The organism is Variovorax rhizosphaerae (assembly GCF_037889975.1).
Taxonomy (GTDB): domain Bacteria; phylum Pseudomonadota; class Gammaproteobacteria; order Burkholderiales; family Burkholderiaceae_C; genus Variovorax; species Variovorax rhizosphaerae.
In genome coordinates this window covers 110,439-134,732 of sequence record NZ_JBBKZT010000016.1, presented here as the reverse complement: position 1 = coordinate 134,732, position 24,294 = coordinate 110,439, and the positions used below count along the sequence as shown (strand labels likewise).

Here is a 24,294-nt window from a genome sequence, read left to right as displayed (position 1 = left end):
TCTCTACTTACTCCTCCCTGTGTGGACATTGGCCGGCGCTGGACCGGGCTTCCGTGCTCGGCCATGATCCGCAGAACCATGGCCCCGTCCACGCTTCGTGCCGTCGCTGCGGCACTCGCCCTGGCCGCTTCGGCCGCCCTCGCCGCGCCGGAGCGGGACTACGCATCCGAGCGCCAGCGGATGGTCGAGCAGATCGCGGTGCACGTTCGCGAGAACCGCCGTGAGACCGGCACGGCCACCCTCGACGAGCGTGTCGCGGCCGTCATGCGCACGATTCCGCGGCACGAGTTCGTTCCGGCCGACCAGTTGCCCTTCGCCTACCAGAACCGCCCGCTCCCCATCGGCCACGGACAGACCATCTCGCAGCCCTACATCGTCGCGTTGATGACGGACCTGGCCAGGCCGGAACCGGGCCACAAGGTGCTGGAGGTGGGGACAGGATCGGGTTACCAGGCCGCGGTGCTGTCGCCATTGGTCAGCGCGATCTACACCATCGAGATCGTCGAGCCGCTGGGGGTGCAGGCCACGCGGCGCCTCGAGAAGCTGGGCTACGCGAACGTCCACGTGCGGCTCGGCGACGGCTACAACGGCTGGGAGGAGCATGCGCCCTTCGACGCCATCCTCGTCACCGCGGCGGCCAGCCACATCCCGCCACCACTCGTGCGCCAGCTCAAGCCCGGCGGCAGGATGGTGATTCCGGTTGGGCCCGCCTTCATGGTCCAGCAGTTGATGCTGGTCCAGAAGAACGGCGACGGGACCGTCTCGACGCGGCAGATCCTGCCTGTGGCGTTCGTACCGCTGACGGGCACGCGCTAGCGCGCCGCGGAACGCGCGGATGGCCACAGCGCCGCTGATTGCCGTGACCCTGGTCTCGGCTGCCGCGCTGGCCTACGAGATCCTGCTGATGCGGCTGTTCTCCATCATCCTGTGGCACCACTTCGCGTACATGATCATCAGCCTTGCACTGCTCGGCTGGGGCGCCAGCGGCGCGTTGCTGACGCTAGCGCAAGGCGCCGCCGAGAAGCGATTCGCGCCGCTGTTCTGCGCGGCGGCTGCGACCTTCGGGCTCAGTGCCGTCGGCTGCTTTGCGTTGGCGCAGCGCGTGCCCTTCAACCCGTTGGAAATCCTGTGGGACCCGTGGCAGCCGGCGTACCTGCTCGCCATCTACCTGCTGCTGTTGCTGCCCTTCCTGTGCGCCGGTGCCTGCGTGTGCCTCGCCTTGTCCCGCTTCCGCGGGCAGGTGGCGCGCATCTACAGCTTCGACATCCTTGGCGCGGGCGCGGGGAGCCTGGGCATCGTGGCCTTGCTGTTCGTACTGTCTCCGACCGACGCGCTGAAGGTGGTCGGGGCGCTCGGATGCGCCGCAGCCGCACTCGGCTGGATTGAATGCGGTGGCACGCGGCGCTGGCCGGCGGCCATGCTGATGGCGCTGTGCAGCGTGCCCTGGCTGCTGCCCGTGACCTGGACGGAGCCCGTCATGTCGCCGTACAAGGAGTTGTCGCAGACCCTTCGCATTCCCGGAGCGCGCGTGGTGGTGCAGCGGTCAAGCCCCCTGGGCCTGGTCAGCGTGGTCGAGAGCCCGCGCATTCCGCTGCGACATGCGCCGGGCTTGAGCCTCAGCGCCAGCACGGAGCCGCCACCCCAGTGGGGCGTCTTCAGCGACGGCGAGGGGCTCAACGCGTTGACCCGCTTCGACGGGCGCCGCGAGAGCCTCGCCCACCTGGACCAGATCAGCTCGGCACTGCCCTATCACCTGCTGCGCCGGCCCCATGTGCTGGTGCTTGGCGCCGGTGCGGGCGCCGACGTACTGCAGGCGCACTATCACGACGCGAGCCGCATCGACGCGGTGGAGCTGAACCCGCAGGTCGTCGACTTGGTGCGACGTGACTTCTCGGCTGCTGCCGGCGGCGTCTACGGGCCGATCGCGCAGGTGCATGTGGCCGAGGGGCGCGGCTTCGTCGCGGCCAGCCGCGCGCGCTACGACCTCATCCAGGTGGCGCTGCTCGATTCCTTCAGCGCTTCGTCGGCCGGGCTGTACGCGCTCGCCGAGAACTACCTGTACACGGTCGAAGCCCTGCAGGACGACCTTCGCCACCTGCAGCCCGGCGGCCTGCTGGCGATCACGCGCTGGGTCACGCTGCCGCCACGCGATGCGCTCAAGCTCTTCGCTGCGGCGGTGGCCGCGCTGGAGCGCTCGGGCGTCGCCGACCCGGGATCGCGGCTCGCCATGATCCGGAGCTGGAAGACCGTCACGCTGCTGATGAAAAACGGTGCGTTCGGCAGCGAGGACATCGCGGCCATCAAGGCCTTCTGCATGGCCCGCTCATTCGACCTGGCCTTCTACCCGGGCATGCGCCCGGACGAAGCGAATCGCTTCAACGTCGTCGAAGGCCCGGACCTGTTCGACGGTGCCACGGCGTTGCTGGGCCCGGGCCGCGACGAATTCATGCAGCGCTACAAGTTCCACATCGAACCGGCCACCGACGACAAGCCGCACTTCTTCCACTTCTTCAAATGGCGCTCGCTGCCCGAGCTGCTGTCCGCGAAGGACCGGGGCGGCCTTCCGCTCCTGGAATGGGGCTATCCGGTGCTCGTGGCAACCCTGGCCCAGGCAACTGTTGCAAGCCTGCTGCTGATCGGCCTGCCGCTGGCGTGGATGGCGAGGGCCGGTGGCAAGTCGCGGGCGCAAGGCGTGGCTGCCGGCGTGTCGCGCGGCCGCGTGCTGGTCTATTTCCTGGCGATCGGGTTCGGCTTCATGTTCATCGAGATCGCGTTCATCCAGAAGTTCGTGCTGTTCCTGAGTCATCCCCTGTACGCGGTCGCGGTCGTGCTGTTCAGCTTCCTGCTGTTCGCCGGCCTCGGCAGTCGCGTATCGGGTCGACTTGCAGCGCTGCCGGCCGGCGCGGTCGCGGGTGCCATCGCCGTGTCGGCGGCGCTCTGCGTGCCATTGCTGGACTGGCTGTTCCAGCACGCGATGGGACTGCCGGACATCGCGCGCATCGGCTTGTCGGTCGGGCTCATCGCGCCGCTGGCCTTCTTCATGGGCATGCCCTTTCCGCTGGGCCTGGCCCGGGTGGAGGCCGGGGATGCGCGGCTCATCCCCTGGGCGTGGGGCATCAACGGCTGCGCCTCCGTCACGGCGGCAGTGCTGGCGACGCTGCTGGCCATCCATGTGGGGTTCACCGCCGTGGTCATGGCCGGGTTGGCGCTGTACCTCCTCGCCGCTGCCACACGGCCCTGAGTCTGGCCGCACCACTGCCACCCCGCACCGCGCCTGCCCCTTGCTGCAGGCGCGGATTCGCTCAAGACCCGAAGGTATAGCGCACCCCCACCCACGCGGCACGCGGCGAACCCGGCGACATCAGGCTGCCCTGGCTCACCGGGTAGTCGCCATTGGCGTTCTGCGGCAAGCCACGCGCGATGTAGGTGCCCGCGTTGGTGAAGCCATTGGCGCCGAGCTGGCCACCGGTCGTGTACTTCCTGTTGAACAGGTTCGACACCTGCACGAAGAACTTCAGCCCAGGCCGCGGCTTGTAGTCGACGCCCAGGTTGAACACCGCATAGCCCGCGCTTTTCCCCGGCCCGGTGTAGTAGACGCCGTCGGGCGTGTGCAGGCCGTTCTCGTTGCCGCGCAGGTTGGCGCCGCTGGAGGCGACCATGTCCATGCCGATGCGCCATTGCGCGGTCGGCTCGTAGTCGGCATACAGCTTGAGCACCTGGCGCGGCAGCATCGGGATGCGGTCGCCGGACCGGATGGCGATCGTGCCTTCGGTGCCGGGGAAACCGGCCAGCGCCTGGTCGTTGGTGCTGTTGCCCGAGCCGCCGACAACCTCCTCGCTGCGATAGGTGGCGTCGAGCAGCATGAGGTTGCCGCCCAGCGTGAGTCCGTTCATGGCCTTGGCGCTCAGGCCCATCTCGATGCCCTGCCGGCGCGTCTTGCCGAAGTTCTTGAAGTAGCCGAAGCCACTCGAATCGTCGGACACGAACAGCAGGTCGTCCTTGTTGTCGGAGCGGAACACGCCGAAGTTCCAGGCCACCTTCTGCGACACGATGCCGCGCAGGCCGGCCTCGAAGGTGGTGGTCACCACCTGCTTGAGCGGCGGGTCGCCGGCGAAGGAGTTGGGCAGCTTGCAGGGGCTGGCCGGATCGGCGCAACCGAGCTCGATCGCGGTCGGCGCACGGCTGCCCTGGTTGACGCCGGCGTAGATCGTGACGGCTTCGCTCGGCGCGAAGGTCAGCCCGATCGCCGGATTGAAGCGGTTGAAAGTGTGGTTGCCGTCCAGCGAGCCGGGGCCGCCGCCGGGCGTGATGCCGTCGCGGTTTTCGACCTTCGTGTAGTTGTAGCGGCCCGAGAGCGTGAGGTGCGTCTTCGGATTGAACTCGATGGTGTCTGCAACGTAGACGCTGCTGGTGCTGGAGCGGCTCTTCAAGTCCACGCGCGCATCGAAGGCGTCTTCCGAATCCTGCGTGCCGTCGGCGAATGCGCCGGGGCCGAAGATCGGCGTGATGCTTCGGTTGGGGTTGATGAAGCCGAACTGCGTGCTCTGGCCGAAGCGCACGCGGCTCGTGTCGTAGGCCGCGCCGACGACGAACTGGTGGCCGATATCGCCGGTCTTCGCGTCGGCCGACAGTTGCCCCGCGATGCCGTAGTTCTTCTGCTTGGTCTCGGTGCGGTTGATGAGGCCGTTGCACTTCTCGTTCGGCTCGGAATTGAGCAGGCCGTTGGCAATGCAGCGCCAAAAGGGGAATGGCGTGTTGCGGGCGTTGGCGCCGCTGGTCGGGTAGCCGGTGAATCCGGCCGCGGCCAGGGCCGCGCGCTCGTCCGCGCTCGGCTGGTAGACCGATTGGTCGAACGCCTCGTCGTTGGCGTCGCCGTTGAAGGTCCTGGTCTTGATGTCCCGGTAGTAGATGTTGCCCGACGCGGTCCAGGTGTTGTTCAGGGCCTGCGTCACCGCAAGGTTGAGGGAGCCCATCCTGTTCTTCGTGTTGTCGGGAATGGTGCGCACGCTTTTCCAGTCGCGTTGCAGCGCCCCCAGTTCCTGGACGCCGTTGCCGGTGAGGTCGTTGTCGGCCAGGCCGAGGGACAGGTAGACGCTGCCGTCGCGCGTGGTGCGGCCGACCTTGGCGAACAGCTGGCTCACATCGGAGGGCGATTCGACGCGCCAGCCCTTTTCATGAAAGCGGTTGCCAGTGACGAACCAGTTCCAGCCACTGTCCTTGCTGCTGCCCCCGGTCTCGAACTCACCCGCGATGCGGCCCCAGGAGCCGCCCATCAATTGCACCGAGGTGCCAGGGTTGCGCAGGCCGTCCTTGGTCTGGATGGCCAGCGCGCCGCCCAGCGTGTTGAGGCCGAACAGCGGGTTGCTGCCAGGCATCAGGGCGATCGTGGAGATGGCCGAGCGCGGGATCAGGTCCCAGCTCACGACATCGCCAAAGGGCTGGTTCAGGCGCACGCCGTCCATGTAGACGGACAGGCCCTGTGGCGTGCCCAGCAGCGGCGACGCGGTGAAGCCGCGGTAGTTGACGTCCGGCTGGAAGGGGTTGCCCTGGGTCTCGTTGACGGTCACGCCGCCCACGGCGCGCGAGAGGTAGTTCGACAGGTCAGGCGAATGGAGGCGCTCCATGTCGGCGCCTGTCCCCGTCTGCACATTGGACGGCACCTGGTCGCGCGGCACGTCGAGGCCGGGCAGCGGCGTCGGCGAGACGACGGTGACAGTCGGCAGTTCGCGCGGCGCGCTCGCGTCCTGGGCAGTGGCGTTCATCGATTGGCACAGCAGCAGGCTGGCAGCGGCAAGCGGCGCCATGGAGAAGGCGGGAAATCGGGCGCGGCGATGCTTCATCAGGGATGTCTCCTCGGATAATGAAAATCTCTTGAAATCGGGCACGTGCGCGCCCATCGCCCAAGTTATGCGCTGCCCTGTCAAAGCGACAGGGAAAACTTCCCGACGTGTGCACTTCCGACTTACTGGCCGCGATGCAGCGACCCACCAGGACGCCGCGGCGAGTTCCTTCGGCATCCCGCACGTTGCGTTCGGCGGCACTCCGCAGCACACTCCTACCCGCCGCGCGCGGGCCAAGGCCCCGCAGGCACCGCCGGCAAACGCGACCCCCTCCAAGGATCGAACCATGCTCGACCGTCTCAAGGCGATGTTTCGCTATTTCAACGACGCGGTGCCCTTCCGGCTCGGGCCTGCCCTGATCGCAACGGCCGTGCTGGTCGTGTTGTTGTTCATTCCGACGCCCCAAGGCCTCACGCCCAAGGCCTGGGGCCTGGTCGCGATCTTCCTGACGACCATCGTCGCGATCATCCTCAAGGTCATGCCGATCGGCGTCATGGCCATGATGGCGATCGTGATCGTGTCGTTGTCGCAGGTGACGGCGGAGTCGTCCAAGGAGGCGATCGGCGATGCGCTGAGCAGCTTCGCCAATCCGCTGATCTGGCTGATCGTGGTGGCGATCCTCATCTCGCGCGGCCTGAAGAAGACGGGCCTGGGCAGCCGCATCGGCCTGCTGTTCGTCGAACTGCTGGGCAAGCGAACCATCGGCATCGGCTACGGGCTGACCGTGTGCGAACTGGTGCTGGCGCCCTTCACGCCCAGCAACACCGCGCGCGGCGGCGGCATCGTGCATCCGATCATGAAGTCGATTGCCAACGCCTTCGACTCCGACCCGGCCAAGGGCACCGAAGGCAAGGTCGGCACCTACCTGGCACTGGTGAACTACCACGCCAACCCGCTGACCTCGGCGATGTTCGTCACGGCCACCGCGCCCAACCCGCTGGTGCTGGACTACATCGCCAAGGCCAGCAACGGCAGCCTCCAGTTGACCTGGACCACGTGGGCGCTGTGCATGCTGCTGCCGGGGATCGTCTGCCTGCTGGTGATGCCGCTGGTGATCTACATGCTGTCGCCGCCCGAGCTGAAGGCCACGCCCAACGCGGTCGAATACGCGAGTAACGAACTGAAGCGCATGGGGCCGCTGTCACCGAAGGAAGGCGTGATGCTCGGCACCTTCGCCCTGCTGCTCCTGCTGTGGGCCAACGTGCCGGCGATGATCTTCGGGCCGGCCTTCACGCTGGACCCGACGGTGGTCGCCTTCCTGGGCTTGTTCGTGCTGATCATCACCGGCACCATCGACTGGGACGACGTGCTGTCGGAGAAGAGCGCCTGGGACACGCTGGTGTGGTTCGGCGCGCTGGTGATGATGGCCGAGCAACTCAACAAGCTGGGCGTGATCAAGTGGTTTGCAGAGGCCATGAAGGATGCGATCGTGGCCAGCGGCATGGGCTGGCTTGCCATCGCCACGGTACTGGTGCTGGCCTTCGTCTTCTCGCACTACCTGTTCGCCAGCACCACGGCGCACATCAGCGCGATGCTGCTCGCGTTCCTTGCGGTCGGAGCGCAACTGATTCCCGCCGGGTACATCGCGCCCTTCATGCTGATGATGGCCGCCGGGTCGTCGATCATGATGACGCTGACGCACTATGCGACCGGCACTTCGCCGATCGTCTTCGGCAGCGGCTTCGTCACGCTGGGCAACTGGTGGCGCGTGGGCTTCGTGATGTGCGTGGTCGAGTTGCTGATCTTTGCGGTGCTGGGTGGGGTGTGGTGGAAGGTGCTGGGGTATTGGTGAGGCATAACCGCCTGTCTAGCTGCGCGGCCGCTCCGCCCCCAACCCGATCGGCGCCGGCACTGCATTGACGATGCGCGTGAACAACGCGGCGTATTCGGCATCCGGCTTGCACCCGGTCATCGGGTCGCGGTTGGCGGCGAAGGCCCGATCAAGCTCGGCCCAGTCGTCCTCCGTCAGCACGCGTTCGGCCAGCGGCAGGATTTCGCGCTCCTCCATCGCCATGTGCGCGAGGTAGAAATCCACATAGCGCTCGACGGCCGTCTCGAAGGCCTCGCGGCGCGACTCGCCCATCATCTCGAAGGCGAGCAGTGCGTGCTCCACGTTGCGGATCTTGCGTTCGCCGCGATCGTGGTCGTCGTCGAGCCGGTCGAGCAGTTCGCGCGAGATCGGCGTGCGCGAGCGAAGCTTCGGGAACAGCAGTTCAGACTCCTTGCGGTGATGGCGCTTCTCCGGGAATTCGTCGACATAGAACAACATGGCGCGCAGCGCCGCGAAGTCCGGCAAGGTACCGTCGCGCCGGTGCTGCGCGAGCAGCAGCAGGATGGACCGCAGCATGGCCGACAGCGCGGAATGCTCGTCCCGGATGATGTGGGTGGTGAGGTGGGTGGTGATTTGCTGGGCCATGAGATGCCTCCTGTGGGGTTGCCTGAAGGTTCGCGCAAGCGTCGGCTTGCAGTCTTGCGCGAGATCAAGCCTCCCGCATTTGCAATTCGCAGTGCATTGCGCCACGTCAAGGCGGTCGCGCACCGGCGTTTCCATACTGGCCGCACCCCATCACCCAAGGAGCTTGCGATGTACCAGAAGATTCTCGTTCCCGTCGACGGCAGCGGCACGTCCACTCGCGGCCTCGAGGAGGCCATCCGCCTGGCCAGACTCACCCAGGGCCGGGTGCGCCTGTTTCATGTCATCGACGAACTCTCGTTCGCGCTGGCGATGGACGCCTATTCGGGTTACGCCGGCGACTGGCTCAAGACCCTGCGCGAGAACGGCACCAGGCTGCTGCAGGACGCCAAGGCGAAGGCGCTGGCCGGCGGCATCGACGCGGAAGTCGTGCTGCATGACAGCTTCAACGGCAAAGTCGCGGAGTTGGTCGCGGCAGAAGCCAGCAACTGGCCCGCGGACCTGATCGTGGTCGGCACGCATGGCCGGCGCGGCATCGGGCGCATGTTCCTCGGCAGCGGCGCGGAAAGCATCCTGCGCACCGCGCCCGTGCCTGTGCTGCTGGTGCGTTCGCCTGGAGAGGCCGTGGCCGAGGAGGCGCCGAAGGTCGAGGCGCGCGTGAGCATTCCGTCGGCGGCGCTGTCGATCGAATAGGGTCGTGTGGCAGGAGCGGAAGCGCCCGTCAAGGCGACAGACGCCTCCGGCCGGCGCAGGGCAGGCCTGCCGATCTACCGGCGCCGCGCTGGCGTGCTCGAGGTGCTGCCGAGACTGGGGATTTCTACTCGGCGCTCTCCCGCAGGATTTCAAGAAAGCGCAACGCCAGCGGCGGGAGCACATGATTCCTGCGCAAGACCACGCCGATGGCCCGCATGAAGCGCGCCTCTGCGAAGGGCAGCGGCGCGAAGCCCTGGCCGATCGGACCTGCCAGGTTGGCCTCGCTCATGAGCGCCACCAGGTCGCTGTGCGCAAGCAGCCGGCTCAGCGGCGCGGCGGTGTTGCTCACCTCGACCGCGACACGCGGGGGTGGAAGGCCGGCCTCCGTCAATCTTGCCTCCACCCCTCGACGTGCAGCGACGTCGGGACCGGGCAGCATCCACTGCGCGTCCGCCAGATCCTGCAAGCGCACGCGGCGACGCGAGAGCAAGGGATGGCCTTCGCGCACGACCATGCAGAGATCGTCCTTCATCAGCGGCAGCGCCTGCAGGTCGTCGGGCAACGTGCGCGGGATCGCGTTGATGCTGAGGTCCAAGTCGCCAAGGCGCAGGGCGGCGAGCAGCGTGTCGTTCAGGTTGATCATCAAGCGCAGCCGCGCAGCGGGGCGCTGATGGTGCAGTTGCAGGAAGGCCGGCACAAACAGGCGGTCCGCGTAGAGCGGGGACACGCCCACGCGCAACGTGCCCATCGCGCCCAAGTGAAGGTCCGCGGCTTCCTTGATGGCGTCGCCGAGGCTGGCGCGCAGGGTCTGCGTGCGCTGGCGGAACTGTTCGGCCACCGGCGTGAGCGTCATCCCGCGCGCGCCGCGCTCGAACAGCGGAAAGCCCAGCTCCTTCTCCAGCCGCTGCAGGCCCTTGGTCAACGCCAGTTGCGACAGGGCCAGGGCCGCGGCAGCGCGGCGCACCTGCCCGTGCTGGGCTACCGCCAGGAAGTAGTCGATGTCGTCCAGCCGCAGGGCCATGGCGAGCCGCCCTCTGAAGTTTCCCGTCGCACACGGGCGTGGCCGCTGCGATAACGGAGCGTTATCGCAGGCCGGCAATTGATTATCCGCAGGAAGGCTGCTGCTTCCTAGACTTCCGCATCACTTCAGGAGACAACCGTTGAACCACCGCCTCATCACACAGGAGTGCCGACCATGAACCTCGGCATGTATCTCGCACGCGGCGCCCGCCAATGGGCGGAGCGTCCCGCCGTACTGTTCCGCGACAGTGCGCTCACCTACCGTGATCTTGAACTGCGCTCCAACCGGCTCGCCCACGCCCTCCTCGCGCTGGGCCTGCGGCGCGGCGACCGCGTGGCCGTGGTGTCACCCAATCGACCGGAAATCGTGGAGCTGGAATGCGCGCTGTACAAGGCCGGTCTCGTGAAAGTCGCACTCAACTCGCGGCTCGCGCCCCAGGAACTTGCCGATGCACTCGCCAACGCCGAGCCCATCGCCTGCCTTGCCGGACCCCAGCACCGGGGCATGGTCGAGGAGACCTCTGCAAGCCTGCCGTGCCTGGCGCACCGGATTGCCTTCGAGGCCGGGCCCGCCAACGAGGATGGCGGCTGGCTCTCGTATGAAGCGCTTCTGGCACGTGCTCCCGACACGCACATTCACGAGGAGATGCGGCCGGACGAACTGGCCGTGCTGCACTACACCTCCGGTTCCACCGGAAAGCTCAAGGCCGCGATGCAGACCGTCGGCAACCGCTATGCGTCGCTGCGCAAGAACGTCATGGGCCGCATGCACGCCGCCCCTGGCGACGTGCTCATGCTGTCCGGCCCGATCACGCATGCCAGCGGTATGTTCATCCAGCCGATCCTGTTCCAGGGCGCAACCATCCTGCTGATGGAAGGCTTCCGCCCCGCCGAGTACCTCGAGGCCATCGAGAAGCATCGCGTCACCATGGCCTTCCTGGTCCCGGCAATGATCTACGCGCTGCTGGCCGAGCCGAGCCTTCGCATACGCGACCTGTCCAGCCTGCGCCTCCTGAGCTATGGCGCCGCACCGATGTCGCCGGCACGCATCCGCGAAGCCTGGGCCGCGTTCGGCCCGGTGCTGGCGCAAGGCTACGGCGCGGGCGAGACCACTGGCGGCGTCGTGGGCCTTGGCATCGCCGACCACGCGGCGGCCATCGAGGGCGGCAAGGACGCGCTGCTGTCCGCGTGCGGGCGTCCTGTCTGCGAGTCGGATGTGCAGGTGCTGGACGATGCAGGCCTGCCCGTCAACGGCGACGCCATCGGCGAGATCTGCGTGCGCGGCCCCGACGTTTTCGCCGGCTACTGGCGCGAGCCGGAGCAGACCGCGCAGGCACTGGATGCCAACGGATGGCTGCACACCGGCGACCTGGCCCGTGTGGACGCACAGGGCTACATCTACATCGTCGACCGCAAGAAGGAAATGCTCGTCTCCGGTGGCTTCAACGTCTATCCAAGCGAGATCGAATCGGTATTGGCCCACCACCCTGCGATCTACGAGGTCTGCGTGGTCGGCGTGCCCGACGACCACTGGGGCGAGACGGTCAAGGCGGTCGTCGTTCTGCGTGAAGGTGCCCGGGCGGATGACGGCGAGATCATGGACTTCTGCCGCGGCCGGCTGGCGGACTTCAAGCGGCCGCGCTCGGTCGACTTCGTGCCGCACTTGCCGAAGAACGGCAACGGCAAGCTCTCGCGCAAGGACGTGCGCGAACACTATTGGCGCGGCCGCGAGCGGCGCGTGAACTGAGGAACTCGACATGGACATGGACACCACCCACCTGGCCCTGCGCATACCGTTGCCTCCTTTCGAGGGTTCGGACGCCGCGCGAGACTTCATCGCCCGACTCGACACCTTTCTTCGCGAAGAGTTGCAGCCGCTTGCCGCCGAGCACCACATCACCTCCGAGAACGGCGCGCCGCGCGCAGTGCTGGAGCAGGTGTGGAAACGCTCGCGTGAGCTCGGTTTCTATGGCATGACGCTGCCCAAGTCGCTGGGCGGCGCCGGCTTCGACATCGTCGACCACGCACTGATCAAGGAGTTCATCTACGCCAGCGGATCCCCCTTCGCGCCGCACGTGCTCGGTGAACTCACGGGGCCGCCACGCGTGGGTGCGCTGGCCAGGCAGGCGACACCGGATCAGATGGAGCGTTTCATCCTGCCGGTGGCACGCGCCGAAAAGGCGATCTGCTTCGCGATCACCGAGCCCGAGGCGGGTTCGGATGCCGGCGCATTGCAGACGCGGGCGGTGCGGGACGGCGACAGCTTCGTGTTGAACGGCACCAAGCGCTTCATCTCGGGCTCGCCGTTCTGCGACTTCGCAGTGATCATCTGCTCGACCAGCGAGGACACCGCGGTGCGGGAGACGACGGCCTTCTTCGTCGAGCGCGATCGCGAAGGCTTCCGCGTCGACGCAGGCTACAAGACCATGGCGGGCCAATCCCATACGGGCAACATCGTCCTGACCGACTGCCGCATTCCAGCCGCCAACCAGATCGGCGAGCGCGGCCGTGGACTGGCGCTGGCCTTGGGCCGAATCACCGTCAACCGGCTGCTGCACTGCCCTGCGATGCTCGGGCTGGCTCGGCTGGCCCTGGAGGATTCGCTCGCGCATGCCGTCAAGCGGCGACAGTTCGGCCAGCCCATCGGCGCCTTTCAGGCCGTGCAGCACATGCTGGCCGACATGGCGACGGAACTTGCCGCTGCCCGCGCGCTGATGCTCAGCGTGGCGCGCAGCCTGGATGCAGGCGGCGAGGCGCGAGGCGAAGCGTCGATGGCGAAGCTGTTCTGTTCGGAGACCGCCTTCCGCATCGCCGATCGTGCCGTGCAGGTGCATGGCGGCGAAGGCATCGTGCAGGGCAGCCGCGTCGAATTCCTCTTCAGGCTGCTGCGCATGTACCGCGTATTGACCGGCACCAGTGAAATCCAGCGCAACACCATCGCACGCGAACTGCTCGGCCACGCGGCGCGCTGAGCCACACAAAGGAGACAAGCATGCAGACACTCAACCGACGCAGCCTGTTGGTTGCCGCCGCCGCCCTCGCACTGCACGGTGCGGCGCTGGCGCAGGACTACCCCGCGCGGCCGATCAAATGGGTCGTGCCCTACCTCGCCGGCACCGCCCCCGACACCACGGTGCGCATCACTGCCGAGGCGATGTCGCAGATCCTCAAGCAGCCGGTGGTTGTCGAAAACAAGGGCGGCGCAGCCGGCAACCTGGGGGCACAGCTCGCGGCCCGCGCGCCGGCCGATGGCTACACGTGGGTCTACTCCGCGACGCCCATGGCCACCAACATGCGCATGTACCGCAAGCCCGGCTACGACGTGATGAAGGACTTCATCCACGTGGGCGGGATCACACGCTCGGACGTGGTGGTGGTCGTGGCCGCGGACAGTGGTATCCGCGACGTCAACGATCTGGTGGAGCGCATGCGGCAGCAGCCCGGCAAGTTGTCCTATGCATCCGGCGGCGTGGGAACCCCGGCGCACATGGGTGCCGAGCTCATGCTCAAGACGACCGGGACACAGGCGCTCCACGTGCCCTACAAGGGCGCGTCGGAATCGGCGAATGCGGTGTTGGGCAAGCAGGTGGACTTCGCGCTCACCATCAGTTCGGTTTCGCTGCCGCACATTGCCGGGGGAAAACTGAAGGCGTTGGCGGTGACGGCACCCACGCGCAATCCGCGCCTGCCTGAAGTACCCACGCTTGCTGAAGCGGGCCTACGTGGCGTCACGCTGGTGTCCTACGGGGGCCTCTCGTTGCCGGCCGGAACGCCGGCGCCGATCGTCCAACGCATCTATGACGCGCTGCAGAAGGCGCTGGTCGACCCCGGGGTGCGTGCGAAGCTCGAAACCAACGGCGCCGCTGTCGTTGCCAGCAAATCCGAGGAATATGCGCACAGCCTCGAATCGGAGATTTCGGCGACCGAGAAGTTGATGAAGGCCACCAACGTCACAGCACAGTGACTGGCGTTTCTCCGGACTCAGGCCTTCTTCGCCCAGGCGCTGCACCAGCCCTTCGCATGCACCTGCTTGCCGGCAAAAAGCGCGCAATTGCCGAGCGCATCCGTCGGCTTGGCCTGCCACAGGGCGCAACCATTGCATTGCTGCGCCTTGTCATGCTTGGGGAACTTCTTTCCGTCGGCCTTGGTGGTGTCTGCCACGTAGCTCAGCGCCACGGCGGTCGGGTCCTTTTCATCGACCACCGCCTGCGCCGAGGCGCGAGCGGCAGACAGGGTGGCGCCTGTGGCGGCAAGGGACATGAGGAAGATGCGGCGATTCGAAGTCATCGTGGGTTTTCCATGTTGTTGAAAGTCTTCGCGCCACTCACCCGTGCCCGCCATGGGGCTGCAGGGACAGCGAGTGGCTGGCCGGTATGGCGTTCTCTTCATCGAGCCCGGCCGCGACGAGCAGTGCCGTCGCAACCAGGGTGAGCGCAATGAAGGCCATCACCTGCATCGCGCCCTGCCAGGAGAATTTCATGAAGCGTCTCCGGGGTCAAGCCGCAATGGAGACGCGAGGCAACACGTCGTCAGCCGCCAGCGCGGGCTCTGCCTTCGCAGCCGACGCCACATGCTTCGACCGCACCAGCAGCACCGGCACCGGCGAGACGCGCAGGATCTGCTCGGCGTCGCTGCCCAGCAGTACCCGGCCCAGGCCGTGCCGCCCGTGCGTCCCGATCACGATGAGGTCTGCCTTCCACGCGTTGGCCTGCCCGACGACGACATCGGCGACCCGTTCGGTCAGACCGGTGAGCAGCAGCGTTTCCGCCTGGATGCCCGCGCGCTGTGCGCGTTCCAGGCCTTGCCGCAGGATCTGCTCGCCGGCCTCCTGCATGTGGGGCAGCAGGTCGGACATGTAGACGGCGGCGCTCTCGTAGCCGTTCAGGTACTTGAGCTGGTCGACGATGTGCACGAGCAGCAGGCGGCCGTGCGTGAGGCCGGCCAGCCGCAAGGCTTCGTCCAGGCCATGCAGCGAAGTGTTGCTGCCGTCGATGGGAACCAGGATGCGTTCATACATGGTGGACCTCGTCTGGAAAGTGATGCGACCAGTGTCCCGGCGGGCGCAGCCAGGAGTCTTGATCCGCGTCAAGGGACCACGCATCCGGCCGCCGAAGAATCAGCCCATGAAAAGGCGCGCGTTCGCATCCTGTTTCGCAGGCAGCATGGTGCTGGGCACGATCGCGGCTGCACAGCCGAACGCGCCCGCATCCGAGACCTCCGCCTTCGCGGCGCTGGTGACGAGCCGCAACGAGTCCGTGGTTGACATCGTCACCTTGCGCCTGGAGCGCGAGGGCAACGTCTACGACGACGCGGTCGACAACGTCGACATCCTTCCCGACAACGACTTCGCCGACCGCTTCGCCCTGCCCCTGCCCGTGGGCTATGGCGCAAACCAGGAACGCGACCTGGGCTCCGGCGTGATCATCAGCAGCGACGGCTACATCCTGACCAGCGCGCACGTGATCGCCGACACCGACGAGACGCAGGTGCGCCTGTCCGACGGGCGCCGCTTCAGCGCGCGCATCGTGGGTTGCGACAAGCGCACCGACGTGGGCCTGCTGAAGATCGACGCGCGCGGACTGCATGCCGCAGTCGTCGGGGACTCGTCGAAGCTCGCGCCCGGCGACTGGGTGGCCGCCATCGGCACGCCCTTCGGCTTCCACGGCAGCGTGACGACCGGCGTGGTCAGCGCGACCAACCGCTACGTGGCCGGCAGCGGCGAGATTCCCTTCGTCCAGACCGACGTCGCCATCAACCCCGGCAGCTCCGGCAGCCCGCTGTTCAATGCACGCGGCGAGGTGGTCGCCATCAATTCGATGATCTACAGCGGCAGCGGCGGCTTCATGGGCCTGTCCTTCGCGGTGCCGATGAACCTGGCGATGCGCATCGTTGGCGAGTTGCGCGCCAACGGCAAGGTGCGGCGCGCCAGGCTGGGCGCGGAGATGCAGGAGGTCAACCCCGCGCTCGCGCAATCCTTCCGCCTGCCCGACGCGAGCGGCGCACTCGTCGTGCGCGTCCAGCGCGACGGGCCGGCCGCCTCGGCGGGCCTGCTGCGCGGGGATGTCGTGCGGGCCATCGACGGCGTGCGCATCTCGCACTTCACGGACCTGGTGCAGGACGTGGCGCAACGGCAGCCGGGCACCAGCGTGCGGCTCGAGCTCTGGCGACAAGGCCGCGCCGCCAGGGCAACGGTGGTCCTCGAGGAAGAGGCCATTCCGTCATCGCCCAAGACGATCGCCACACCCCTCGAATGGAACGACGGGCTGGGCCTTCGTCTTGGCGAGTTGTCGCGTGCGCAGAAGTTTCAGCTCGGCATCGAGGAAGGCCTGATGGTCCGTGAAGCGGCAGGCGCAGCGCGCAGCGAAGGCATCCGGCCGGGCGACATCGTGATGGCCATCAACGACAGTTCGGTCGATCGCATCCCTGACATGGCCCGCCTGCTGGCTGTCATGGCGCCCGGCCGCGTCGCGGCATTGCTGGTGCAGCGCAATGGCCGCCGCGCGTACGTGCCGGTGCCGATCCCGGACCGCGGCGCGCGTCGCGACAGCCGCTGATCCGGTCCCTCGCGTTCAGTGCGCCTCGTTCAGCTGCGAAAGGATCGCCGGGTTCTCCAGCGTCGAGACATCCTGCGTGATGGCCTCGCCCTTCGCCACCGAGCGCAGCAGGCGCCGCATGATCTTGCCGCTGCGCGTCTTGGGCAGGTTGTCCGCGAACCGGATGTCCCTGGGCTTGGCGATCGGCCCGATCTCCTTGCCGACCCAGTTGCGCAACCGGACCGCCAGCTTCTCGGCCGCCTCGCCGGTCGGTCGCGGCCCCTTCAGCACGACGAAGGCGCAGATGGCCTCGCCGCTCGTGTCGTCGGGCCGGCCCACCACCGCCGCCTCGGCCACCAGCTCGGTGCAGGCCACGAGCGCGGACTCGATCTCCATCGTGCCCATGCGATGGCCGCTGACGTTCAGCACGTCGTCGATGCGCCCGCCGATGGTGAAGTTGCCCGTGTCCCTGTCGCGTGCGGCGCCGTCGCCGGCCAGGTAGTAGCCGCGCAGTTCCGGCGGGTAGTAACTCGACACATAGCGGGCATCGTCGCCCCAGATGGTGCGGATCATCGAGGGCCACGGCTTCTTGATGACGAGCAGGCCGCTCTGGCCATTGGGCACGTCCTCCCCGGTCTCGTCGACGATCGCGGCCGTGATGCCGGGGAACGGCAGCGTGCAGGAGCCCGGCACCAGCGTGGTGACGCCGGGTAGCGGCGTGATCATCTGCGCGCCAGTCTCGGTCTGCCACCAGGTGTCGACGATCGGGCAGCGTCCGCCGCCGACGTATTCGTGGTACCACTCCCACGCGGCCGGGTTGATCGGCTCGCCCACCGAGCCGAGGATGCGCAGGCTGCGCAGGTCGAAGCGGTCCGGGTGCACTTCGGGATGGGTCTCCGCGGCCTTGATGAGCGAGCGGATGGCCGTCGGCGCCGTGTAGAAGACCGTGACCTTGTGCCGCTCGATCATCTTCCAGAAGCGGCCCGCGTCAGGGAATGTCGGCACGCCCTCGAACACCACCTGCGTCGCGCCGATGGCCAGCGGGCCATAGGCGATGTAGCTGTGGCCGGTGATCCAGCCGATGTCGGCAGTGCACCAGAACACGTCCTCGGGATGCATGTCGAAGGTCCACTTCATCGTGGCTGCCACCTGCACCAGGTAGCCGCCGCTGCTGTGCTGCACGCCCTTGGGCTTGCCGGTGGACCCCGAGGTATAGAGCAGGAACAGCGGGTGTTCCGCGCCCACCCATTCAGGTTCGCAGACGGCGGGCTGTTCGGCGGTCGCCTCGTGCATCCAGCGATCGCGCGCATGCCAGGCGATGCCACCGCCCGTGCGGCGGTAGACCATCACGTTGCGCACCGAGTCGCACCCGCCATGCGCCAGCGCCTCGTCCACCAGCGCCTTGAGCGGCAGCGTCTTGCCGCCACGCACCTGCTCGTCGGCCGTGACCACCAGCACCGCGCCGGTGTCGGCGATACGGTCGCGCAGCGCATGGGCCGAGAAGCCGCCGAACACCACCGAGTGGATGGCGCCGATGCGTGCGCAGGCCTGCATCGCCGCCACGCCTTCGATCGACATCGACATGTAGATCACGACGCGGTCGCCCTTCCTTACACCCAGCGCCTTCATCGCGTTGGCCATGCGGCAGGTCATGGCCAGCAGTTGGGAATAGCTGATGCGCGTGACGGTGCCGCCATCGGCCTCGAATAGGATCGCGGTCTTGTCGCCAAGGCCTTCTTCCACCTGCCGGTCGAGGCAGTTCCAGGAGACGTTCAGCACGCCGTCCTCGAACCATTTGTAGAACGGCGCGTTGTCGCTGTCGAGCGTCCGCGTGAAGGGCTTCTTCCACTGCACGAACGCGCGCGCGAGCCGGCCCCAGTAGCCGGCGTAGTCCTCCTGCGACTCGGCGACGAGCGCCTGGTACGCCGCGTGCCCCGGCACATGGGCCGTGTGCAGCAACCGGTGCGGCGGTGCGTATTGGGCGAGGTGGTGCAGTCGGTCCGGGGCGTTCATGCGTGTCTCCTTTGAAGGGAAGCCTGGGGGTTGAAGGTGCGGCCATGGTCGGCCAAAGCGCGAACGCAAACCTTGCGTTTGCTCAAAGGTCTGCCGCGCGCCAACGCATCCAATCCCCACATCCCCATCCACCTTGAAGGAGACATTCATGGAAGAAGACCTGGCCCGGCGCATCGCCAGCCAATCCCAATACCAGTTGCTCAAGGGCCGGCGCAACCGCTTCGGCTGGACGCTGACGCTGCTCATGCTGGTCGTCTACTACGGCTTCGTGCTGCTCGTGGCCTTCAACAAGCCCTTCCTCGCGCGGACCATCGGCGACGGCGTGACCACGCTGGGCATCCCGATCGGCTTCGGCGTCATCGTCTTCACGATCCTGATCACGGCCTTCTATGTGCGGCGTGCCAATGCCGAGTTCGACACCCTCAGCGACGCGGTCGTGAAGGCAGCATTCAAATGAACACGAACATTCCACGCCTTCGCCGCGCGATGGCGCTGGCCGCGTTGCTCGGCACATCCGCATCCGCACTCGCGGCCGGTGGCGACCTCGGCCAGATGCAGAAGCAGGCCACCAACTGGACCGCGATCAGCATGTTCGCGATGTTCGTGCTCGGCACGCTCTACATCACCAAATGGGCGGCATCGCGCACGCGCTCGGCGTCCGACTTCTACACGGCGGGCGGCGGCATCACGGGCTTCCAGAACGGCCTGGCCATCGCGGGCGACTACATGTCGGCGGCGTCCTTCCTCGGCATCTCGGCCGCGGTGATGGCGGCGGGCTACGACGGCCTGATCTACTCGATCGGCTTCCTGGTTGGCTGGCCGGTCATCACCTTCCTGATGGCGGAGCGCCTGCGCAACCTCGGCAAGTTCACCTTCGCCGACGTGGCGGCATTCCGCTTCAAGCAGACGCCGGTGCGCATGTTCGCGGCCTCGGGGACGCTGGTGGTGGTCGCCTTCTACCTGATCGCGCAGATGGTCGGCGCGGGCCAGCTCATCAAGCTGCTGTTCGGCCTCGAATACTGGGTGGCGGTGGTGATCGTCGGCTCGCTGATGATGGTCTACGTGCTGTTCGGCGGCATGACGGCCACGACCTGGGTGCAGATCATCAAGGCCTGCCTGCTGCTCGGCGGCGCGAGCTTCATGGCGCTGTCGGTGCTGTGGCACTTCGGCTTCAGTCCGGAGGCGATGTTCGCGGGTGCCGTCAAGATCAAGACCGACCTGGCGATGAAGGACGGCAAGACGGCCGAGGTGGCCGCCAGCATCGGCCAGTCGATCATGGGTCCGGGCAACTTCGTGAAGGACCCGGTCTCGGCGATCTCCTTCGGCATGGCGCTGATGTTCGGCACGGCCGGCCTGCCCCACATCCTGATGCGCTTCTTCACCGTGCCGAGCGCCAAGGAGGCGCGCAAGTCGGTGATGTGGGCCACCAGCTGGATCGGCTACTTCTATCTGCTGACCTTCATCATCGGCTTCGGCGCGATCACCTTCGTGCTGACCAATCCGCAGTTCACCGATGCCAAGGGCGCATTGATCGGCGGCGGCAACATGGCGGCCATCCACCTCGCGAATGCGGTGGGCGGCAACGTGTTCCTCGGCTTCATCTCGGCCGTGGCCTTCGCGACCATCCTGGCCGTGGTGGCAGGGCTGACGCTGTCGGGCGCCTCCGCGGTGTCGCACGACATCTATGCCACCGTGATCAAGAAGGGCGATGCCGACAGCGCTTCGGAGTTGCGCGTGTCGAAGATCACCACCATCGCGCTCGGCATCGTCGCCGTGGTGCTGGGCATCGCCTTCGAGAAGCAGAACATCGCCTTCATGGTGTCGCTCGCCTTCGCGATCGCGGCGTCGGCCAACTTCCCGGTGCTGTTCATGTCGGTGCTGTGGAAGGGATGCACCACGCGCGGCGCGGTGATCGGCGGCTTCATGGGGCTCGTCTCGTCGGTGGGCTTGACCATCGTCTCGCCCTCAGTGTGGGAAGCGACGCTGGGCTACCCCGCGGGCTCGGCGCCCTTCCCCTACACCTCGCCCTGCCTGTTCTCGATGACCATCGGCTTCGTCGGGATCTGGCTGTTCTCGGTGCTGGACAAGAGTGCCCGCGCCAAGGTCGACAAGCACGGCTTCCTCGCGCAGCAGGTGCGCTCCGAGACCGGCATCGGCGCCGCTGGTGCGAGCGGGCATTGAGCGTGGCAAGCAGCACGCCATCGATGCACGGGACCACATGCCAAATGCAATTGGGAGCTGAGGTGAGCCACTTTCCGCAATCAAGGGGGACGCGCGAGCGCTGGGTGCGGCGCGCGGCCTGGGCCGGCGCCGTACTGGCCCTGTCCGCGGCCGTTGCCTGGCTCGCGCTGTACACCTGGGTCATCCTGGCGACACTGGACTGATGCCGCAGGGGGAACTGCCAACCTGCGAGGCTGCGCGTGGCACAGCTTCACAGCCCTCGCACACCGGCAAGTGACGAGATCCATTCAGCGTTGACGCAGCGCAAGGCTGCCAGCTCGCGCCCCGGCCATCACTTGATCCAGCGCAATCCCGTTGGCGGCCCGGTGCAGGAGCATGTCCTTCCCTTCCACAGGAGAACCTGCCATGAAGATACTGGTTGCAACCGATGGCTCGAAGCATGCCCTCCGCGCCGTGAAGTACGCCGTGCGACTCGCGCACCTCCTGCGCACCAGGAACAGGATCACGCTGGTCAGCGTGCATGACGACACCGGCCTGCGGCACGCCAAGTCCTTTGTCGGCAAGGACCAGGTCGCGGACTACCTGCGTGAACTCAGCGAGAAGGAGATGAAGCCGGCCATCAAGCTGTTGAAGACCGATGACATCGACTACGACATGGAGATACGCACGGGCCATGTCGCGCAGGAGATCGTCGCGTGCGCGAACGAAGGCAAGTTCGACATGATCGTGCTGGGCTCCAAGGGCCGCGGCGCAGTGGCCGACATGCTGCTCGGCTCAGTCGTGCACAAGGTGATGGCGCTGGCGAAGCAGCCGGTCGCCGTCGTCAAGTAGACATCCACCGTTCATCCCCTGTACGGACCACGACAGGAGCAGCCATGTACGAGCACATCCTCGTCCCGCTCGACGGGACGGAAACGTCGCAGCGCGGCCTCGACGAGGCCATTCGCCTGGCGGGATTGACCAAGGGACGCCTGCGCCTGTTCCATGCCGTCGGCGACATGGCGATGGCACATGCCATGGATGCGTACGAGGACCACGGTGGGCACTGGGTCGAGGCGATGCGCGCCTACGGCACCAAGCTGCTCGAGGACGCCAGCGAGACGGCCCGCGTCGCGGGCGTCCAATCCGAGTCGGTCCTGCACAGCAGCTTCACCGGCAGGATGGCCGAGCTGGTGGCGGCGCAGGCGAGCGAATGGCCAGCGGACATCGTCGTGCTGGGCACGCACGGTCGGCATGGCGCGAAGCGCCTGCTGCTCGGCAGCGGCGCCGAGGCGGTGCTGCGTACATCGCCGGTGCCGGTGCTGCTGGTGCGCGACGCTCCGTCGAGCACGGCTGCGGCCTGATACCCCCCGATGCGCCGTCTGCGCCTGCTCACCAACCGCCATCGCGCACCATCGACGAACGCCGTACTCGGCCTGCTGCTCGCCTTCAACGCGGGCGCCGTCAACGCTGGCGGCTTCCTGGTTCTGCACATGTACACCTCGCACATGACCGGCTTCGCGTCGCAGGTCGCGGACGGCCTCGTGCTCGGCAACATGACGCTGGTGCTCAATGCCTTCGGCGCCATCCTCGCATTCACGGTGGGTGCCGCCAGTTGCGCGGTGCTCGTCAACTGGAGCCGCCGCCATCGCCTCCACAGCGTCTATGCCCTGCCCTTGCTGCTGGAGGCCGGGCTCATGTTTCCCTTCGGCCTGGCCGGCGCCATCACGCTGACCTGGTCCACCCCCTTCGCGGTGCCGCTCACGGTGCTGCTGCTGTCCTTCATCATGGGCCTGCAGAACGCCGTCGCGTCGAAGACCTCGGGCGGCAGCGTTCGCACCACGCACATGACGGGGAACATCACGGACCTCGGCATGGAACTGGGCAAGTCGCTCTACTGGGCCCGCAGCCGGCACGCGCCGTCACGGGTGCAGGTTCAGCACAGCCGGCGGCGCATGGGCATCGCCGGTGGACTCGTCGCCATGTTCGTGCTGGGCGGCATCACCGGGGCGCTCGGGTTCAAGCACGTGGGCTTCGTGTTCGTGGTGCCACTTGCGGCACTGCTGCTCGGCTTGTCGGTGCCGCCGCTGCTGCGCGATCTGCCGCGTGCACGGGCGCTGCTGGACCGGGCGCACGCCGCCGCACCCCGCGAGACAAAGCGGTGAGAAGCTCGCGAAATTGCACGACGCGGTCAGACAGCCGCCTGCCCCCATGACCGCAAGCGCCGCAGCCATACGATCCTCTGCTTGCGCGTGAGGTTCTCCACCGAACCGACCACCGCATCGCGCACCGGCGCGATGCCGATGAGGCCGAGGATGTTGCGCTTGAGCAGCCGCAGGCCATGCGCGAAGAAGTACCAGCGATAGACCACGGCCGGCATGCCCATGGTGACCACCACGCGTGCGCTGCGCCCCGCGAGCAGCTTCGCGCGCAGGCTGGGCCGATCCGCCGGCACCGCGAAGCCCGGGCGCATGACCTGCTCGAGGAAGCCCTTGAGCGCCGCCGGCATTCCGCCCAGCCACAGCGGATAGATGATGACGAGATGATCCGCGCGCGTGATGGCCGCTTGCGCGTCGGCCAGTGCGGGCGGCAATCTGGCATGCTGCCATTCCTCCTGGCTGCGCAGGAAGGCGAAATCCAGCATGCCGATGTCGATCCATTCGACCGCGTGCCCGGCGCTGCGAGCACCCTCGGCGTAAGCATCGGCCAGCGCATGGCAGAAGTGCCAGGCACAGCGGTCCGGATGCCCCTGGATGATGAGGACTCGCATGGCGTCAGTGGGTCATCAGCACCGGCACCGTCATCTGCGCCAGCACCTGGCGTGTGACGCCGCCGGGCATCAGCTCGCGGAAGCGCGAATGCCCGTAGCCGCCCATCACCAGCAGGTCGGCGCCGAGGTCGGACAAGCGAGACAGCAGCGCATCCCCGACGTCGATGTCGGTCACGTCGCTCTCCGCCGTCGCATGGACGCCATGCCGCGCCAGAAACTGCAGCACGTCCGGCACCAGCAGGCGATCTGCCCCGCTGTCGGCATGGACCGCGCAGCAGGACACCAGCGTGACCTTCGACGCCTGGCGCAAGGCCGGCACCGCGGCCCGCATGGCGACGGCCGACTCGCGCGAGCCATCCCATGCCACGACCGCGTTCTTCGGCACGCCTTCGAAGCGACCCGCGTACGGCACCAGCAGCACCGGCCGGCCCACTTCCATCACCACGCGTTGCGGGAGGTCGCGCGTCGTCATGTCCTTGACCTCGCTGTCGTCGCGCTGCCCGAGCACGACCAGGTCGCTCGTGCGCCCGTGCCGGACCACCGCATCGACCGTCGTCGAATCGATGAGGCGCACTTCGTAGGACAGGCTTCCCTGCGCCGCCACGCGCTCCCGGAAGTCATGGCCGATGGCTTCCGCGCGAAGGCGCAGGTATTCCGCGCATTCCGCGATGCAGTCGGTGGCGCCGGACTGGAGTTCATCGGCCGGGATGATGCCGTCGATCAACCCGGTCGAGATGAGCCCCACGAGGTGGCTGCCGTGGGCACGCGCCCACTGCGCCGCCAGGTCCGCACGCACCTTGCAGGCCGCGGTGCGATCGAGATGCACGAGGATGGTCGGATAGCTCATGGTCT

General features: G+C 67.3%; 23 protein-coding genes. 14 read left to right on the top strand and 9 right to left on the bottom strand.

Annotated elements, in window-relative coordinates; genetic code table 11:
* Positions 1-78: 78 nt before the first annotated feature.
* Both WKW82_RS28960 and WKW82_RS28955 read left to right on the top strand, forming a co-directional pair.
* Positions 79-816 (top strand): protein-L-isoaspartate(D-aspartate) O-methyltransferase, encoded by a 738-nt coding sequence (locus WKW82_RS28960; RefSeq protein ID WP_340346114.1) that lies wholly within the window; start codon positions 79-81, stop codon positions 814-816.
* A gap of 19 nt (positions 817-835) precedes the next feature.
* Positions 836-3,241, top strand: coding sequence for a spermine/spermidine synthase domain-containing protein (locus tag WKW82_RS28955; RefSeq protein ID WP_340346113.1), 2,406 nt, complete (start codon positions 836-838; stop codon positions 3,239-3,241).
* A 61-nt stretch (positions 3,242-3,302) separates the two neighbouring features.
* Here WKW82_RS28955 and WKW82_RS28950 read toward each other — a convergent pair whose 3' ends face one another.
* Positions 3,303-5,840, bottom strand: a complete 2,538-nt coding sequence (locus WKW82_RS28950) for a TonB-dependent receptor (RefSeq protein WP_340346112.1) — start codon at positions 5,838-5,840, stop codon at positions 3,303-3,305.
* 286 nt (positions 5,841-6,126) lie between these two features.
* Here WKW82_RS28950 and WKW82_RS28945 point away from each other — a divergent pair, with 286 nt between their 5' ends.
* Positions 6,127-7,632, top strand: coding sequence for a DASS family sodium-coupled anion symporter (locus tag WKW82_RS28945; protein WP_340346111.1), 1,506 nt, complete (start codon positions 6,127-6,129; stop codon positions 7,630-7,632).
* 15 nt (positions 7,633-7,647) lie between these two features.
* On the opposite strand, the gene WKW82_RS28940 is transcribed toward WKW82_RS28945, so the two are convergent.
* Entirely contained in the window at positions 7,648-8,256 is a 609-nt protein-coding gene (locus tag WKW82_RS28940) for a hemerythrin domain-containing protein (RefSeq protein ID WP_340346110.1), read from the bottom strand.
* A 168-nt stretch (positions 8,257-8,424) separates the two neighbouring features.
* On the opposite strand from WKW82_RS28940, the gene WKW82_RS28935 reads away from it, so the two are divergent.
* Complete coding sequence (locus WKW82_RS28935; RefSeq protein ID WP_340346109.1) at positions 8,425-8,946, top strand: universal stress protein; 522 nt, start codon at positions 8,425-8,427, stop codon at positions 8,944-8,946.
* Between the two features lie 124 nt (positions 8,947-9,070).
* Here WKW82_RS28935 and WKW82_RS28930 read toward each other — a convergent pair whose 3' ends face one another.
* Positions 9,071-9,967 (bottom strand): LysR family transcriptional regulator, encoded by an 897-nt coding sequence (locus WKW82_RS28930; protein ID WP_340346107.1) that lies wholly within the window; start codon positions 9,965-9,967, stop codon positions 9,071-9,073.
* A 174-nt stretch (positions 9,968-10,141) separates the two neighbouring features.
* Here WKW82_RS28930 and WKW82_RS28925 point away from each other — a divergent pair, with 174 nt between their 5' ends.
* Genes WKW82_RS28925 through WKW82_RS28915 form a run of 3 tightly spaced genes read left to right on the top strand, consistent with a single transcriptional unit; the run spans position 10,142 to position 13,930 of the window.
* Positions 10,142-11,713 (top strand): AMP-binding protein, encoded by a 1,572-nt coding sequence (locus WKW82_RS28925; protein WP_340346106.1) that lies wholly within the window; start codon positions 10,142-10,144, stop codon positions 11,711-11,713.
* A gap of 10 nt (positions 11,714-11,723) precedes the next feature.
* Positions 11,724-12,938, top strand: coding sequence for an acyl-CoA dehydrogenase family protein (locus WKW82_RS28920; protein ID WP_340346105.1), 1,215 nt, complete (start codon positions 11,724-11,726; stop codon positions 12,936-12,938).
* A gap of 20 nt (positions 12,939-12,958) precedes the next feature.
* Positions 12,959-13,930, top strand: coding sequence for a Bug family tripartite tricarboxylate transporter substrate binding protein (locus WKW82_RS28915; protein WP_340346104.1), 972 nt, complete (start codon positions 12,959-12,961; stop codon positions 13,928-13,930).
* A 17-nt stretch (positions 13,931-13,947) separates the two neighbouring features.
* Here the strand turns inward: WKW82_RS28915 and WKW82_RS28910 are convergent, their stop codons facing one another.
* From WKW82_RS28910 to WKW82_RS28900, 3 genes are read right to left on the bottom strand one after another with little or no spacing between them, the layout of a single operon-like run.
* Positions 13,948-14,253 (bottom strand): high-potential iron-sulfur protein, encoded by a 306-nt coding sequence (locus WKW82_RS28910; RefSeq protein ID WP_340346103.1) that lies wholly within the window; start codon positions 14,251-14,253, stop codon positions 13,948-13,950.
* A 37-nt stretch (positions 14,254-14,290) separates the two neighbouring features.
* Complete coding sequence (locus WKW82_RS28905) at positions 14,291-14,446, bottom strand: hypothetical protein (RefSeq protein ID WP_340346102.1); 156 nt, start codon at positions 14,444-14,446, stop codon at positions 14,291-14,293.
* Positions 14,447-14,461: 15 nt separating this feature from the next.
* The gene (locus WKW82_RS28900) at positions 14,462-14,983 is read right to left on the bottom strand and encodes a universal stress protein (protein WP_340346101.1); all 522 of its coding nucleotides are present in this window, start codon (positions 14,981-14,983) and stop codon (positions 14,462-14,464) included.
* Between the two features lie 106 nt (positions 14,984-15,089).
* On the opposite strand from WKW82_RS28900, the gene WKW82_RS28895 reads away from it, so the two are divergent.
* Positions 15,090-16,520, top strand: a complete 1,431-nt coding sequence (locus WKW82_RS28895) for a trypsin-like peptidase domain-containing protein (protein ID WP_340346100.1) — start codon at positions 15,090-15,092, stop codon at positions 16,518-16,520.
* Positions 16,521-16,535: 15 nt separating this feature from the next.
* Here WKW82_RS28895 and acs read toward each other — a convergent pair whose 3' ends face one another.
* Positions 16,536-18,512, bottom strand: coding sequence for an acetate--CoA ligase (gene acs / locus WKW82_RS28890; RefSeq protein ID WP_340346099.1), 1,977 nt, complete (start codon positions 18,510-18,512; stop codon positions 16,536-16,538).
* Between the two features lie 148 nt (positions 18,513-18,660).
* Here acs and WKW82_RS28885 point away from each other — a divergent pair, with 148 nt between their 5' ends.
* The 6 genes from WKW82_RS28885 to WKW82_RS28860 all read left to right on the top strand — a co-directional run bounded on the left by WKW82_RS28885 (position 18,661) and on the right by WKW82_RS28860 (position 22,837).
* Complete coding sequence (locus tag WKW82_RS28885; protein ID WP_340346098.1) at positions 18,661-18,969, top strand: DUF485 domain-containing protein; 309 nt, start codon at positions 18,661-18,663, stop codon at positions 18,967-18,969.
* Positions 18,966-20,693: a cation acetate symporter gene (locus WKW82_RS28880; protein WP_422823621.1), complete on the top strand. Its 1,728-nt coding sequence runs from the start codon at positions 18,966-18,968 to the stop codon at positions 20,691-20,693. Before WKW82_RS28885 ends, WKW82_RS28880 begins: the two co-directional genes overlap by 4 nt.
* Positions 20,694-20,755: 62 nt before the next feature.
* Positions 20,756-20,896, top strand: a complete 141-nt coding sequence (locus tag WKW82_RS28875) for a hypothetical protein (protein ID WP_340346097.1) — start codon at positions 20,756-20,758, stop codon at positions 20,894-20,896.
* A 202-nt stretch (positions 20,897-21,098) separates the two neighbouring features.
* On the top strand, positions 21,099-21,524 hold the full coding sequence (locus WKW82_RS28870) for a universal stress protein (RefSeq protein ID WP_340346096.1): 426 nt from the start codon (positions 21,099-21,101) through the stop codon (positions 21,522-21,524).
* Between the two features lie 44 nt (positions 21,525-21,568).
* Entirely contained in the window at positions 21,569-22,036 is a 468-nt protein-coding gene (locus WKW82_RS28865) for a universal stress protein (RefSeq protein WP_340346095.1), read from the top strand.
* A gap of 9 nt (positions 22,037-22,045) precedes the next feature.
* Positions 22,046-22,837: a YoaK family protein gene (locus tag WKW82_RS28860; protein ID WP_340346094.1), complete on the top strand. Its 792-nt coding sequence runs from the start codon at positions 22,046-22,048 to the stop codon at positions 22,835-22,837.
* 26 nt (positions 22,838-22,863) lie between these two features.
* Here the strand turns inward: WKW82_RS28860 and WKW82_RS28855 are convergent, their stop codons facing one another.
* Together WKW82_RS28855 and WKW82_RS28850 are read right to left on the bottom strand one after the other, a co-directional pair.
* Positions 22,864-23,442, bottom strand: a complete 579-nt coding sequence (locus WKW82_RS28855) for an NAD(P)H-dependent oxidoreductase (protein ID WP_340346093.1) — start codon at positions 23,440-23,442, stop codon at positions 22,864-22,866.
* Positions 23,443-23,446: 4 nt separating this feature from the next.
* On the bottom strand, positions 23,447-24,289 hold the full coding sequence (locus WKW82_RS28850; protein ID WP_340346091.1) for a universal stress protein: 843 nt from the start codon (positions 24,287-24,289) through the stop codon (positions 23,447-23,449).
* Positions 24,290-24,294 lie beyond the last annotated feature (5 nt).

What these genes read in the sequence shown, in the direction of transcription:
- WKW82_RS28960 (WP_340346114.1), top strand. Translation starts at nt 79, where the DNA reads ATGGCCCCGTCCACGCTTCGTGCCGTCGCTGCGGCACTCGCCCTGGCC.
- WKW82_RS28955 (WP_340346113.1), top strand. Translation starts at nt 836, where the DNA reads ATGGCCACAGCGCCGCTGATTGCCGTGACCCTGGTCTCGGCTGCCGCG.
- WKW82_RS28950 (WP_340346112.1), bottom strand. Translation starts at nt 5,840, where the DNA reads ATGAAGCATCGCCGCGCCCGATTTCCCGCCTTCTCCATGGCGCCGCTT.
- WKW82_RS28945 (WP_340346111.1), top strand. Translation starts at nt 6,127, where the DNA reads ATGCTCGACCGTCTCAAGGCGATGTTTCGCTATTTCAACGACGCGGTG.
- WKW82_RS28940 (WP_340346110.1), bottom strand. Translation starts at nt 8,256, where the DNA reads ATGGCCCAGCAAATCACCACCCACCTCACCACCCACATCATCCGGGAC.
- WKW82_RS28935 (WP_340346109.1), top strand. Translation starts at nt 8,425, where the DNA reads ATGTACCAGAAGATTCTCGTTCCCGTCGACGGCAGCGGCACGTCCACT.
- WKW82_RS28930 (WP_340346107.1), bottom strand. Translation starts at nt 9,967, where the DNA reads ATGGCCCTGCGGCTGGACGACATCGACTACTTCCTGGCGGTAGCCCAG.
- WKW82_RS28925 (WP_340346106.1), top strand. Translation starts at nt 10,142, where the DNA reads ATGAACCTCGGCATGTATCTCGCACGCGGCGCCCGCCAATGGGCGGAG.
- WKW82_RS28920 (WP_340346105.1), top strand. Translation starts at nt 11,724, where the DNA reads ATGGACATGGACACCACCCACCTGGCCCTGCGCATACCGTTGCCTCCT.
- WKW82_RS28915 (WP_340346104.1), top strand. Translation starts at nt 12,959, where the DNA reads ATGCAGACACTCAACCGACGCAGCCTGTTGGTTGCCGCCGCCGCCCTC.
- WKW82_RS28910 (WP_340346103.1), bottom strand. Translation starts at nt 14,253, where the DNA reads ATGACTTCGAATCGCCGCATCTTCCTCATGTCCCTTGCCGCCACAGGC.
- WKW82_RS28905 (WP_340346102.1), bottom strand. Translation starts at nt 14,446, where the DNA reads ATGAAATTCTCCTGGCAGGGCGCGATGCAGGTGATGGCCTTCATTGCG.
- WKW82_RS28900 (WP_340346101.1), bottom strand. Translation starts at nt 14,983, where the DNA reads ATGTATGAACGCATCCTGGTTCCCATCGACGGCAGCAACACTTCGCTG.
- WKW82_RS28895 (WP_340346100.1), top strand. Translation starts at nt 15,090, where the DNA reads ATGAAAAGGCGCGCGTTCGCATCCTGTTTCGCAGGCAGCATGGTGCTG.
- acs (WP_340346099.1), bottom strand. Translation starts at nt 18,512, where the DNA reads ATGAACGCCCCGGACCGACTGCACCACCTCGCCCAATACGCACCGCCG.
- WKW82_RS28885 (WP_340346098.1), top strand. Translation starts at nt 18,661, where the DNA reads ATGGAAGAAGACCTGGCCCGGCGCATCGCCAGCCAATCCCAATACCAG.
- WKW82_RS28880 (WP_422823621.1), top strand. Translation starts at nt 18,966, where the DNA reads ATGAACACGAACATTCCACGCCTTCGCCGCGCGATGGCGCTGGCCGCG.
- WKW82_RS28870 (WP_340346096.1), top strand. Translation starts at nt 21,099, where the DNA reads ATGAAGATACTGGTTGCAACCGATGGCTCGAAGCATGCCCTCCGCGCC.
- WKW82_RS28865 (WP_340346095.1), top strand. Translation starts at nt 21,569, where the DNA reads ATGTACGAGCACATCCTCGTCCCGCTCGACGGGACGGAAACGTCGCAG.
- WKW82_RS28860 (WP_340346094.1), top strand. Translation starts at nt 22,046, where the DNA reads ATGCGCCGTCTGCGCCTGCTCACCAACCGCCATCGCGCACCATCGACG.
- WKW82_RS28855 (WP_340346093.1), bottom strand. Translation starts at nt 23,442, where the DNA reads ATGCGAGTCCTCATCATCCAGGGGCATCCGGACCGCTGTGCCTGGCAC.
- WKW82_RS28850 (WP_340346091.1), bottom strand. Translation starts at nt 24,289, where the DNA reads ATGAGCTATCCGACCATCCTCGTGCATCTCGATCGCACCGCGGCCTGC.